Raw genomic sequence first — 13,156 nt, forward strand, 5'->3', positions numbered from 1 at the left:
GACAGGAACGGGGCACCCGCGAGGATGGCGGCGGTGAAGCGCCGCGCGCGCGTCACGACGAGGCCCGCGCGGGCCGCCGCCGCGAGGCCGGTGCTGCGTCGTCCCCGTCCTCGGGGGTCGTCGCTCCGGGCGCGCCCGTCGCGGCGGGCGCCGCCGAACTCGTCGCGAAGGCGGTGGCGATCTGGCCGAGGGCGTTCTGCACGGGTTCCAATCCCTGGACGGTGACGACGCTCGATCCCGGTCCGAGGTCCGGGATCATCTGCGCTGCGGACAACGCCTTGAACACGGAAAAGTTGAGGTCGCTCTGCACGCGCGTGCCAAAATCGACGTCGGTGATCCAGGCGAGCAACTCGAAGTCGAGGAACGGGTCTCCGATCTTGCGGAAGACGACGCGCGGGGCCGGCGACTTGAGCACGTCGGCATGGGCGGTGGCGCAGGCGGTGATCATTTCGGCCGCCCGGACCGGGTCCTGGTTGCGCATCACGCTGACCAAGATGCTGACGCGCCCGGTCCGGTCGCCGCGGACCCGGTTCTTGACGATGCCGGAGATCAGGTTGGAATTCGGCACGATCACCGCCGAGCGGTCGAAGGTCTGGATCTCGGTGGAGCGCACCGAGATGCGCTTCACGATGCCCTCGCTGTCGCCGATGACGACCTGGTCGCCGACCCGGATCGGCCGCTCCCACAGGAGGAGCAGGCCCGAGACGAAGTTGTTGACGATGGACTGGAGACCGAAGCCGATGCCGACCGACAGGGCGCCGGCCACGATGGTGAGCTTCTCCAGGCTGAGGCCGAGGTACGAAAAGGCCAGGGCGAGGGCGAGCAGGAAGCCGCAATAGCCGGTGACCGTGGCGATCGAGTTGCGCAGGCCCGCGTCGAGGTCGGTGGCGGGCAGGTAGGTCTTTTCCAGCCAGCGCGTGATCGCCTTGGTGACCACCACGCCGAGCACCAGGATGCCGATGGCGAGCGCGATGGTGGAGAGCGAGATCGTGACGTCGCCGACCTTGAAGCCGAAGAAGGCCGTGCGCACCGAGGTGAGCACGTCCGTCGAATCGAGTCCCCACGGCGCCAATGCCAGCAGGATCGCGACCAGTACCAGCGCGACCCTGGCGAAGCCCGTGGCCAGCACGGCGATCTGGTTGATCGAGCGCTTGCGCAGGCCGGTGTTGGCCTGGAGGGCCGTGGCGACCCGGGTCTGCTCGGTGAGCGAGCCGCCGATGAAGGTGTCGGCGCTGGCCGTCAGCAGATAGAGGAGCGCGAACAGGCTCGCCGTCCACACGATCTGGTCGATGAGGAAGGACGAGAAGGCGACGTAGCCCACCGTCGTCGCCGCGCCGACGCCCGCCACCACCGCCCAGCCGAGCAGCCGGGCCGGCCCCCCGATGGTGGTGGCGTTGTCCGGCGGCACGTAGGGGCCGAGGCAGGCCTCCTCCTCGTCCTGCGTGTCGGCGAAGCGATGCAGGCCGATGGCGAGGATCAGCACGGTCGCCAGCGCCCCGATGCCCCGGGTGGCGATGGAGACCGGCAGCGCGGCCGAGATGCCGGAATTCAAGGCCTCGATCGTCTTCACCACCGAGATCACGACGGCGATGCTCACCGCCAGGAGCGTGAGGCGCGAGGCGGCCGCGTCGCTCACCGGCGCCAGGCGCCAGGACGGCTTGTCCGGCGAGAGCAACGCGTCGCACAGGGATTGCACGAAGGCGACGAAGGCCAGCCCGATCAGAATGGCGCCGGCCATCGGCATCAGGCGCGGCGGCATCAGGTCGGTGGCGTCCAGGGCGTAGTAGACGGCGTAGCTTCCCGCCAGCGCCGGCACGGTGCCAACGAGGAACACCCGCCAGGCCGCCATCAGCCGCTGGCGCCGGGGCGGATCGACCACCGCCTTGCCCCGGCGTCCGAAGCGCGGCGCGATGTTGCGGCGCCCGAAGTACAGGGCGCCCGAGATGCCGAAGGCGACGCCCAGCAGCAGCAGGTTGCCGAGCGTGCCGTTGCGGGTGAAAAGGTCCGGCAGGTCGGTGACCGCGCTCTGCAGGGCCCGCAGGTCGCGGGGAATGTCGGCGGTCACCCGCATCCACAGGTCGGGACTGACGAGGGGCGAGGACCGTTCGAACAGGCCGCGCGTGAAGGCGGCCCGGCGCCGGTTCGAGACCTGGTCGAGGATCTGCTCGCTCTGCACCAGCAGCGATTTCGCCAGGCGCTGCGTCTCGTCGATCTCGGCGACGGCGTGTTCGCGCTCGGAGCGTTCCTTGGCGACGTCGTCGCCCTCCTCGCCATCCTTGGGTTTGGGGCCGAGCTGGTTCAGGCGTTCGCGGGCGGCATCGAGGCGCGGCTGCGTCAGGTCGATGATGCGCCGGATCCCGTCGGCCACCGTATCGAGGCCGTCGCGGGCGCGCAGGAGGTCGCCGGCGGCCGCGGTCCGGCTGGAGACGATCTTCTCGCGGGCGTCGAGATCCTGCTTGGCCTTGTCGAGCCGGTCGCGGATCCCCTGGATCATCTCGGAGACGACGGGCTTCTCCTCGACCTCCTCCTCCTCGACCGCCTTGTCGGCGGGCTTTCCGGCCGTCGTGCCGGCGCCAGTCGGCTTGGTCTCTGTCGCTTTGCCTTCGCTCGGCTTGCCTTCGCTTGGCTTGCCCGCCGTCGCGGGCCTGGCCTTTTCGGCCGGAGCCGCCGATTCTTGGGCCCGGAGCGCCCCGGGCGTCATGCCGAACAGCAGGACGGCGGAGATCGCGACCACCGCGTCGCGCCAGGACCGGCGCAAGCACGACGACCTCTCACCGGATCGATCCCGGACGATGGCGTGGATGCGCGATATGGCCTGACCCATCTCGTTCCTTTCGGGGCGCCGGCTCCCGGCGCCGACTCTCGTCGGATTCGTTCGTCACCGATCCGGGACCCGGCGGAACGCAGACCCCGTGCCGCGAGGGCAGCACCGTGACACGCGCCGTCTCTCGCCAAGCAATGGGGCGAAACGGTGCTCCCGGCGATGCGGTGGAGACAGGGCGGGATCGCCGGGGGCGCGGCTAGGCCCGGCATTACGGAGCCTAGCCTTCCGAAGCCCATCATTCCGAGGCCCGGCATTCCCGGGCCCGGCATTCCTGGGAGAGCCGCAGCGGACGAACTGTGTGTGTGACGTCGCAGTCGACACGGGCAACCTTCACAAGCCTGTCACGCTGATATTAGACTACCGCGCAATGGACCGTGCCTTTTCGTATCTGTGCGAGGAGGTGGCGCCGATCGTCCGTGCCGATGATCCCCGCCACGCGCCGGGCGTTTTCGCCCGATGCGACCGCTTTTGGCCGGTGCCATCCGTTCCGTCCCCTCCCCCGTCCCGGCCATGGCGCCGCCCTCCCCGCTTGCCGGGTGGGTCATGGGACTCGCGCCCGAGCGAGCGGGTCACGCTCTGCGATGGCGATGGGACGGCGCCTTCGACGCGTTCGACGCGTTGTCCCATCAGCGAACCGTACAGAGAGTAGCGCCGATGCTCGACCTCCAGACGCTCGTGCTGAACGCGGATTACCGGCCGCTCTCCTACAATCCGCTCTCGCTGTGGTCCTGGAAGGACGCCTTCACCGCGCTGTTCCTCGACCGCGTCACCCTGGTGGCGACCTACGATACCGAGGCGCGCTCGCCGAGCCGGTCGCTGCGGGTGCCGAGCGTGGTGGCGCTGAAGAACTACGTCACGCTGGCGCGCAGCCCGGCCTTCACCCGCTACAACATCTACCTGCGCGATACGTTCTCGTGCCAGTACTGCGGCCTGCGCCTGCCCTCGGGCGGCCTGACCTTCGACCATGTGGTGCCGCGCTCACGCGGCGGCCTGTCGAGCTGGGAGAACGTGGTCGCCGCCTGTTCCCCGTGCAACCTGCGCAAGTCGAACCGCACGCCCGCGGAAGCCGAGATGCCGCTCCTGAACGAGCCGCGCCGGCCGACCCGGTACGAACTGCACCACCGCCAGCCGGAGTTCGACCACCGCGACTACCACCACACCTGGCTCGACTACCTGTACTGGGACAGCGAGCTCGAGAGCTGAGCCGGTCTCAGGGAAACCGGCGCGGCGGCACGTTGTAGATCGGCACGTTGAGGGAGTGGGTGAGGCCACCCGGTGCGATCGGGCGGACGTGCCGCTCGTGATACACGTGCCGCGTCACGTAGCGCCGCCGCACCGTAATGAGACGGCGGTGATGGACGACCCGTTGCACACGCGGCCGGTCGTAGCCCGGCTCGCGGCCCGGCTCGAAACCGTCGGCCTGGGCCAGCGACACCAGGCCGAGCGCCAGGGCGGTGCCGAGGATGAAGGTGCGGATCATGGAGACGTCTCGCTGAGCGGCCGGTGGATCAGAACTTCACGCCGAGCGCGCCGCGGACGGTGTTGAGGTGGACCTTCTGGTCCCCGAAGTCGGCGAACTGGATGTACTGGTATTCCGCACGCAGGAAGACGTTGGAGGTGATGGCGTAGTCGATGCCGCCGCCCGCCGCGAAGCCGAGGGCATATTTCTCCTTCGCGCCGCCGCCGCCCGACTGGTCGAGCGCACCCACGAGCGTGGTCCGGGTGTTGTCGGTGTACTCCCGCAGGCTCACCTGGACCTGGTTGCGGACTTCGGCCCGGCCGAAGGCGATACCCGCCGTGGCGAAGGGCATGAACGGACCGAAGGCGAAGCCGCCGCGGGCCCGGATCGTGCCGTAGTCGATCATCTTCGCGCTCGAACGAGTGGCGATCGCGAAACTGTCGTAGAGGCCGTTGCTCAGCGTCACGTTGCGGCCGAGGCTGTCGGACGAGGCGACGGACTGGTTCAGGCTGGTGTAATCGACCTCGATGCCGACGACGGTATCGTCGAACTGCATGTTGTAGCCCGCGAATCCACCGAAGGAGCCGCCGCGTCCGTTCTTCGACCGCAGGCGGTTGCTTCCGGACACGCCGTACTCCGCCTCGACCCGCAATCCCCTCACGATCTGGGCGATCTCGGACCGGCCGGCGTTGCCGAAGCCCACACTGGTTCCGGTGTAGCCGCCGTGCCCGCCGACATAGACGCCGGTCCAATCGACGGTCTGCACCGGAGTGTCGTATTCCGCGCCGCGCAGGACGCCGTAGTCGAGATCGGCCGCCTGGGCCGCCGGAGCTCCGAAAGCGGCCAGTCCCGCGACGAGGAAACCAATCAGGGTACGCATGGGGATCGTCCTCAAGGCGTGGCCTCTAGGGAGGCGTGCTGAGCCTGTTGTCCCGTTCTACTTGGGTAACCTTAATAACCGGTTGCCGGGATCGCATTTCTCGGGCGGCGATCGGGATCGCTCCGACAGCAAAAAGGGCGGCGCGGACCCGATGTCCGCGTCGCCCTCGTCTCGAGTTCCCGGTCGCCGTTCGCGGCGGAACGGGTCTGCGATCAGTACTTGCGCACCAGCGGGCCGGGCTCGTAGCTCGGGGCCAGCGGCGGCAGGGCGGCGACACCGACGCCGCCGAGCAGCCAGCGCATGCCGAGCTTCACGTCGTGGGAGGTGATCTCCTTGGCCTGGTAGCTGACGTATCCGCAGCCCGGATCGTTGAAGCAGGCGACGTTGCCGGACTTCACGGTCCCGAGGTTCATGTAGCGATAGGCCAGTTCGAGGCTGACGTTGGGCGTCACGGCATAGGCGAGGCCGGCCTGCGCCGCCCAGGCGAAGCTGGACGACTTCTTGTCCGGGGCGTAGCCGAAGCCGCCGGTGGCGCCGCCGGCGCCGACATCGTGGAAGCCCGACATCTTGTGGAAGGCGTAGCCGGCGCCGCCGCCGACGAACGGCGTCACGCCGTACCAGGTGCCGAGATCGATGTAGCCGTTGGCCATGACGACCACCGACGAGATGTTGCCGTTGTAGAAGTTGATCGACTTGTAGGGCCGGCCCTGGCCATCGAAGATCTGGCGGCCGTTGCCGTCGAAAGCGTTGAAGCTGTCGCTGAAGCTGATCCGGCTGCCGCCACGGTACTCACCCGTGATGTCGCCGCGCAGGAACGCGTTGAACTGGTAGCCGACACCGCCGCCGGCGAAGTACTGCTCGGAGACCGCCTTCTGGTCGATGCCGTAGGCCGGCGGCAGCGCGCCGCCGCCCGGGATGATGGTCTTGATCTTGGAGACTTCGACCGCACCGACACCGACGTCGCCGCGCAGGTACCAGCCGCCGCCGATCTCGATCGGCGGGGGCAGCGGCTCGGGGGGCAGCGGGGGCAGGAGGTCGGCGGCCTGGGCGAGGCATGGCGCTCCCACGCTCACAAGGAGCGTGATCGAGCGCGCCAAAGCGGAGAGCTTGGAGCGGCGCATGGGGTGTCCTTTACTCGATCGCGTGCCGGAAGCTCGGGCGCCGGCTTGGATGACGAGTTGGAGGATGTCCCCAAGAGGTTAAATCAGGCTTAACGTTAAAAGTTATCCCTAGTGCCGCGTTACTGAATTTAACCCTCTGTTCATGTCGGCACGAAGATCAGGGCTGCCATCAACACCCTGGCCGAAACACCTCGCGGGACATGTCTACCGGACGTAGAATCCCGGCGATGGAATCCCTCTCGCCCGTGCGGACGGCAGCTCCCGTCCGCCGACACCTCAAGGAAAGAGTCAGATCATGCTCGCCACGGACGTGACCCGGCTGGCATCGAGGCTGCCCGAGGTGGTCGAGGGCGCCCACAACGGCAACCCCGACTTCCGCCTCGCCGGACGCATCTTCGCGACCCTGTGGCTGGAGGAGGAGCGTCTGGTGGTCCGGCTCACGCCGGCCGACATCGCCACCCTCGACGAGGAGGCACCCGGCCTGCTCACGCCCATCGAGGGAGCCTGGGGTCGCCGGGGCTGGACCAACCTCGATCTGTGGGACGCGGACGAGGCGTTCGTCGGTCTGGTCCTGCTGGCGGCCTGGCGCCGCCTCGCGCCGGCTCTCCTGGACGACGAATCGCCCTGAGGCGCCGGCCCTCAGGCGGCGGCCTTGGCCGCCACCCGGGCGACCGCATCGACGACGTCGTCCACCACCGCGGAGACGAGGCCACGGTCGTCGCCCTCCGCCATCACCCGGATCACCGGCTCGGTGCCCGAGGGCCTGATGACCAGGCGTCCGGCATTGCCCAGGCGCGAGCGCGCGTGCTCGATCGCGGTCACCACGGTGTCCTGCTTCAACGGCTCGCCGGCGCCGTAGCGGACGTTGCGCAGGATCTGCGGCAACGGATCGAAGCAGTGGCAGACCTCGCTCACCGGCCGTTCCAGGCGCTTGACGACGCTGAGCACCTGCAGGGCGGCCACGAGGCCGTCGCCGGTGGTGGCGTAGTCGGACATGATGATGTGGCCGGACTGCTCGCCGCCGAGGTTGTAGCCGTGCTCACGCATATGCTCGAGGACGTAGCGGTCGCCCACCGCCGTGCGCGCCAGGGTGAGGTCGATGCCGGCCAGATAGCGCTCCAAGCCGAGGTTCGACATGATCGTGGCGACGATGCCGGGCTTGGTCAGCCGGTCGTCTTCCTTCCACGAGCGGGCGATCACCGCCATGAGCTGGTCTCCGTCGACCGTCTGGCCCTTCTCGTCGACGATCAGCACGCGGTCGGCGTCGCCGTCGAGCGCGATGCCGATGTCGGCGCGCAATTCGCGGACCTTGGCGGCCAGCGCCGCCGGCGCAGTCGAGCCGACCCCGCGGTTGATGTTGAAGCCGTCCGGCTCGACGCCGATGGCGATGACCTCGGCACCGAGCTCCCACAGGGTCTCGGGCGCGACCCGGTAGCCGGCGCCGTTGGCGCAATCGACCACCACGCGCAGGCCGTCGAGGGTGACCTGGCGCGGCAGGGTGCGCTTGGCGAACTCGATGTAGCGGGCGTGCACGCTCTCGATCCGCTTGGCCCGGCCGATATCGAGGGAGCCGGCCAGCCGCTTGTGCAGGGCGCCGTCGATCAAGGCCTCGATCTCGCGCTCGACCTCGTCGGAGAGCTTGAACCCGTCCGGCCCGAACAGCTTGATCCCGTTGTCCTCATAGGCGTTGTGCGAGGCCGAGATCATCACGCCGATGTCGGCGCGCATCGAGCGGGTCAGCATGGCCACGGCCGGCGTCGGCATCGGACCGAGCTGGAGCACGTCCATCCCCACGGAGGTGAAGCCGGCCATGAGCGCGGTCTCGATCATGTAGCCCGACAGACGGGTGTCCTTGCCGATGACGACGCGATGGCGGTGGTCGCCGCGCTGGAACACCAGGCCGGCGGCCTGCCCTACCTTGAGCGCCAGTTCCGGCGTGATCACGCCGTTGGCCAGTCCCCGGATGCCGTCGGTTCCGAAATATTTGCGCACGTCGCCCATCCCCGGTTGCCCGGTCCTCGTACTTCATCCGTCTGGACGGCTGGTATCCAAGCATGGCGAATCGATGGTGAATCGACCCGCCGACGGCCTGGACGGCGATACGAAAAAGGGCGGCGGGTCTTCACCCGCCGCCCCTGGGTCTCTCGTCCGCCGCCGGCGTTAGCCCTGCGGCTGAGGCTCCAGCCCGCCGTCGCTCTCGCGCGGCCGGCCACGTCCGGCGGAGGGAACCGACGAGCCGCGGATCGGGGTCGGGCCGTCGCCGGAGTCGCGGATCGGCGGCTTGCCGGCCAGCAGGCCCTTGATCTCGTCGCCCGACAGGGTCTCGTACTCGAGCAGCCCCTGTGCCAGGGCCTCGAGGTCGTCCTTGCGCTCGGCCAGGATGCGGCGAGCCTCTTCGAGGCCGGTCTCGACGAGGCGGCGAACCTCCCCGTCGATCTTCTGGGCGGTGGCCTCCGAGATCGTCTGCTGACGACCCATCGACATCCCTAAGAACACCTCGTCGTTGTTCTCGCCGTAGGCCACTGTGCCGAGTTCGGGCGAGAAGCCCCAGCGGGTCACCATCATGCGGGCCAGACGCGTGGCCTGCTCGATGTCGGACTGGGCGCCCGAGGTCACCTTGTCGGCGCCGAAGGTCATCTCCTCGGCAATGCGGCCGCCCATCATGATGGCAAGACGCGAGGTCATCTGCTCGTAGCTCATCGAGAGCTTGTCGCGCTCCGGCAGCTGCATGACCATGCCGAGCGCACGACCGCGCGGGATGATCGTCGCCTTATGGACGGGATCGGTGGCCGGCACGTTGAAGGCGACGATGGCATGGCCGCCCTCGTGGTAGGCGGTCAGGCGCTTCTCGTCCTCGGTCATGACCAGGGTGCGCCGCTCGGCGCCCATCATCACCTTGTCCTTGGCGTCCTCGAACTCGTGCATCGTGACGATCCGCTTGCCACGGCGCGCCGCGAGCAGGGCCGACTCGTTGACGAGGTTCATCAGGTCGGCGCCGGAGAAGCCCGGGGTGCCGCGCGCGATGACCTTGAGATCGACGTCCGGCGCCAGGGGTACCTTGCGGACGTGGACGCGCAGGATGCGCTCGCGGCCGACGACATCGGGGTTGGGCACCATGATCTGGCGGTCGAAGCGGCCCGGACGCAGCAGGGCGGGGTCGAGCACGTCGGGCCGGTTGGTGGCCGCGATGATGATCACGCCCTCGTTGGCCTCGAACCCATCCATTTCAACGAGCAGCTGGTTGAGGGTCTGCTCACGCTCGTCGTTGCCGCCGCCGAGGCCGGCGCCGCGATGGCGGCCGACCGCGTCGATCTCGTCGATGAAGATGATGCAGGGCGCGTTCTTCTTGGCCTGCTCGAACATGTCGCGCACACGGCTGGCGCCGACGCCGACGAACATCTCGACGAAGTCGGAACCGGAGATCGTGAAGAACGGCACGTTGGCCTCACCCGCCACCGCGCGGGCGATCAGGGTCTTACCCGTGCCGGGGGGGCCGACGAGGAGCACGCCGCGCGGGATGCGGCCGCCGAGGCGCTGGAACTTCTGGGGGTCGCGCAGGAACTCGACGATCTCCTGCAGGTCCTCCTTGGCTTCCTCGACGCCGGCGACGTCCTCGAAGGAAACGCGGCCGGAAGCCTCGGTGAGGAGCTTGGCCTTCGACTTGCCGAAGCCCATGGCGCGGCCGGCACCCGACTGCATCTGGCGCGACAGGAAAATCCAGGCACCGATGAAGACGAGGATCGGCAGCCAGCTCACGAGGAGCTGGATGAACCAGGGGGTGTTGTCGGACGGCGGCCGGGCGGTGATCTGGACGCCCTTGCTCTGGAGCTTGTTGACGAGGCTCGGGTCGTTGGGCGCGTAGGAGCTGAAGGTGCCGCCACCGACATAGGTGCCGCTGACGTCCTGGCCCGAGATCACGACGGTCTGGATCTTGCCGGCGTCGGCGTCGTTGAGAAGCTGGCTGTAGGCGATCTCACTTCCGCCGCCGCGATGACCCGGGTTCTGGAACAGGGTCACCAGCGCGAGAACGAGAAGGAATATCACCACCCACAAGGCGAAGTTGCGGAAATTGGGGTTCATCGATCGATCCCTGGGGGCGTGCGGCGCGCTGCGCGTACTCGCAGGTCAATCCTGGCACGCAGGAACAATGTAGGCAGCGGCTTCCCCCTTGCCAAGTAAATCAGGCGGGGCTGCGGCAAGGCCGACGGCACAGGGCCGTCCGGCCGGCCGGCGCGGCGGCGCGAGGGTCACGGCGACGTCGCCGCGCTCCGTCACGGCCACGAGATGACCGGCCAGGGTGCGGCGCATCGGTGCGCCCTTCCGCAGGGCCGGCAGCAGCGCTTCGCACACCAGCCGCTCGAGGCGGTCCAGGCGCACGCTCCCCCCCCTCCCCGCCAGGGCCCGCCCGATCACCCGCAAGGCCACCGCCTCGGGGAGCGCGGCGATGACGCCGCCGTCGAGGACGATCCCGCTCCGGTCCGGGCGCGAGGCCCGCGTCAGTGCGTCGTGCGCCAGGCCCGCGAGCGCGATCTCGTCGCGGCGGCAGCGTGCGGCGAGCCGGCACAGGCGCTCCGGCGTCAGCCCCTCATGGGCCAGCAGGGGCATCGCCCGGCGCAGGCGCGCCCGCGCGAAGCGGTCGTCGGCATTGGACGGGTCGCTCTCGTAGGCGATGCCCCGGTCCTCGCAATAGGCGACGAGGGCCGACTTCGGCAGCCTCAGGAAGGGTCGGCCGAGGCGAAGGCCCGGCGCCAGATCCCGCACCGGGCTCATACCGGCGAGCCCTGCGGCACCGCTGCCGGCGAGGAGGCGGAGCAGCACGGTCTCGGCTTGGTCGTCGGCGGTGTGGCCGGTGAGGACGAGATCGGCGCCGACGGCGCGGGCGTAATCGGCAAGCAGGCGATACCGGGCGGCGCGGGCGGCCGCCGCGATACCGGTGGCGGGCTTCGCTCCCTCCCAGAGCAGCGTCGCATGGGAGAGGCCGAGGGCGCCGGCAGCTGTGGCGACCCGCGCCGCCTCGTCCGCCGAACCGGGCCGCAGGTCGTGGTCGACCGTGGCGACGTGGAGTCGGCCCCGACCGAACGCCGCCGCGGCATGCATCAGGGCGGTGGAATCTGGGCCGCCGGAGACCGCCAGGACGATGCCCGACGAGGCATCGGCCAGGAACGGGGCGAGGCCCTGAGCGAGGGCGTCGCCGCTCCCGTCCGGGTTCATGCGGCGCAGCGGGCGCGCTTCTGCTCGCGGGCCACGTTCTGCCGCACGCTGGCGCCGACGGAGGGGAACTTGCGCTCCAACTCGGCCAGGGTGGCGCAGGCCTGCTCGCGGGCGCCGAGGGCCGCCAGCGAGGCGCCGAGCTTCAGCATCGCCTCGGGGGCCTGGGGCGAGCGGGCGTAGTCGGTGGAGACCTTCAGGAACTGCTCCGCGGCCTCACGGTTGCGGTTGCGCTGCAGGTAGGTCTCTCCGAGCCAGTAGGTCGCCGCCGGCACCTGGGCGTCGCGGGGATGGGACTGGATGAACTGGCGCAGGCTCATCTCCGCCTGCTCGTACTGGCGCTGCTGCACCAGACCGTAGGCCAGCTCGAAGTCCTCCTGCGCGTCGCCGCTGCCGGTGGCCGCGACGCTGCCCGAAGAACGCGTGCCGGCCGGCAGGCCGCCGGTCGAAGCGACCCGTCCCGGAGGGGTGAGGTCGACGGGGCCGCCCAGGCCGGGCGGCGGCAGGCCGGGCTCGTCGTCGTCGGCCTCGACCACCGTGGGCGGGACGCTGCGACCGCGCTGGGGCGGTGGCGTGACCGCCTGGAGCGTCGCGATCCCGTTCGATGCATCCGCCGGGGGAGCGGTCGCACCCAGGGGCTGGGGGGCGCCGGGACGGCCGGGATTCTGCTCCGGATCGAAGGCGTCGCTGCGCTTCTGGGGCTTGGCCTGTCCGGGATTGGTCCCGGAGGGCGCGGCGGGCTTTCCGCCCTTGCCCTCGTTCAGGCGGTATTCGACGTCCTCCTGGAACTTGCGCAGCTGTTCCTTCAACTGCCGGTTCTCGTACTGGAGCGTCTCGATCTGCCCGGCCATCTGGCGCGACTGGTTCTCGATGCGGTTGAGGCGCACCACGAAGTCCGCACCGTCCTGCGCCGCGGCGGGCGCAAGCATGGCGAGGCCGAGGCCGGTTGCGAGCAGGAGGCGACGGAACATGGCGGTCTGACCGATGATCGAAGCTTGGAAGGACGCGGGCCGGGAGAGCGCAGTGCGCATCAGGCCCCTATCAGAGGGCCGCCGCCGCGGCAAAATTGCGGCGCCGACCCTATGCGGATCCGCCGCCCCTCAGGAACCCGCGCCGCGGTCGAGCACGGTGACGGCACGGCGGTTCTGGGACCAGCAGGAGATGTCGTTGCACACCGCCACCGGCCGCTCCTTGCCGTACGACACGGTGCGGATCCGCCCGGCCGCGATTCCGCGCGAGGCGAGGTAGTCGTTCACCGATTGTGCACGGCGGGCGCCGAGGGAGAAGTTGTACTCGCGGGTGCCGCGCTCGTCGGCATGGCCTTCGATCAGGAAGGTGTAGCGGGGATAGCGCTGCAGCCACTGCGCCTGCTTGTCGAGGGTCGCCGTCGCGGTGGGGGTCAGGTCGGTGGAATCGGATTCGAAGAACACCCGGTCGCCGATGTTGACCACGAAGTCCTGGGCGCTGCCGGGCGTCCCGGCCCCGCCGCCGAAGCCCGAGGCGTCGGCCAGATCCTTGTCGTTGGTGCAGGCGGCCACGCTGAGCGCGGCGCACAGGGCCGCCACCAGCGGAAGCACGCGGAAGCGGGCGGTCATCACCATGGTCTCTTCTCCTCGGGCTCGGGCGACAGTCGCCCGCAAGCCGTCAACGCGTCTCGCGACGCA

General features: G+C 69.6%; 11 protein-coding genes. 2 read left to right on the plus strand and 9 right to left on the minus strand.

The annotated features are described in order from the left end of the window. Positions 1-52 precede the first annotated feature (52 nt). A complete protein-coding gene (locus ASG40_RS09965; protein WP_055884759.1) occupies positions 53-2,701 on the minus strand; it encodes a DUF3772 domain-containing protein in 2,649 nt (882 codons plus the stop codon). Positions 2,702-3,478: 777 nt separating this feature from the next. Between ASG40_RS09965 and ASG40_RS09970 the strand changes: the two genes are divergently transcribed. After that, a complete protein-coding gene (locus tag ASG40_RS09970) occupies positions 3,479-4,027 on the plus strand; it encodes an HNH endonuclease (RefSeq protein ID WP_055884423.1) in 549 nt (182 codons plus the stop codon). 7 nt (positions 4,028-4,034) lie between these two features. Here ASG40_RS09970 and ASG40_RS09975 read toward each other — a convergent pair whose 3' ends face one another. The 3 genes from ASG40_RS09975 to ASG40_RS09985 form a co-directional block, all read right to left on the minus strand. Next, a complete protein-coding gene (locus ASG40_RS09975; protein WP_055884427.1) occupies positions 4,035-4,304 on the minus strand; it encodes a hypothetical protein in 270 nt (89 codons plus the stop codon). Positions 4,305-4,332: 28 nt separating this feature from the next. Further along, positions 4,333-5,163, minus strand: a complete 831-nt coding sequence (locus tag ASG40_RS09980) for an outer membrane protein (protein ID WP_055884432.1) — start codon at positions 5,161-5,163, stop codon at positions 4,333-4,335. Positions 5,164-5,375: 212 nt separating this feature from the next. Beyond that, positions 5,376-6,284 (minus strand): outer membrane protein, encoded by a 909-nt coding sequence (locus tag ASG40_RS09985; protein WP_055884434.1) that lies wholly within the window; start codon positions 6,282-6,284, stop codon positions 5,376-5,378. Between the two features lie 295 nt (positions 6,285-6,579). Between ASG40_RS09985 and ASG40_RS09990 the strand changes: the two genes are divergently transcribed. Continuing rightward, on the plus strand, positions 6,580-6,912 hold the full coding sequence (locus ASG40_RS09990; RefSeq protein ID WP_055884439.1) for an MmcQ/YjbR family DNA-binding protein: 333 nt from the start codon (positions 6,580-6,582) through the stop codon (positions 6,910-6,912). An 11-nt stretch (positions 6,913-6,923) separates the two neighbouring features. On the opposite strand, the gene glmM is transcribed toward ASG40_RS09990, so the two are convergent. From glmM to pal, 5 genes are all read right to left on the minus strand, one after another. Beyond that, on the minus strand, positions 6,924-8,276 hold the full coding sequence (gene glmM, locus ASG40_RS09995) for a phosphoglucosamine mutase (protein WP_055884762.1): 1,353 nt from the start codon (positions 8,274-8,276) through the stop codon (positions 6,924-6,926). A gap of 168 nt (positions 8,277-8,444) precedes the next feature. Beyond that, on the minus strand, positions 8,445-10,364 hold the full coding sequence (ftsH, locus tag ASG40_RS10000; protein ID WP_055884442.1) for an ATP-dependent zinc metalloprotease FtsH: 1,920 nt from the start codon (positions 10,362-10,364) through the stop codon (positions 8,445-8,447). 45 nt (positions 10,365-10,409) lie between these two features. After that, the gene (gene tilS, locus ASG40_RS10005; protein ID WP_200944231.1) at positions 10,410-11,495 is read right to left on the minus strand and encodes a tRNA lysidine(34) synthetase TilS; all 1,086 of its coding nucleotides are present in this window, start codon (positions 11,493-11,495) and stop codon (positions 10,410-10,412) included. After that, positions 11,492-12,463: a tol-pal system protein YbgF gene (ybgF, locus tag ASG40_RS10010; RefSeq protein WP_055884445.1), complete on the minus strand. Its 972-nt coding sequence runs from the start codon at positions 12,461-12,463 to the stop codon at positions 11,492-11,494. The genes tilS and ybgF overlap by 4 nt, the downstream gene beginning before the upstream one ends. 129 nt (positions 12,464-12,592) lie before the next feature. Continuing rightward, on the minus strand, positions 12,593-13,093 hold the full coding sequence (pal, locus tag ASG40_RS10015) for a peptidoglycan-associated lipoprotein Pal (RefSeq protein WP_055884449.1): 501 nt from the start codon (positions 13,091-13,093) through the stop codon (positions 12,593-12,595). Positions 13,094-13,156: the final 63 nt, after the last annotated feature.

This window comes from Methylobacterium sp. Leaf399, assembly GCF_001424525.1.
Lineage (GTDB): Bacteria > Pseudomonadota > Alphaproteobacteria > Rhizobiales > Beijerinckiaceae > Methylobacterium.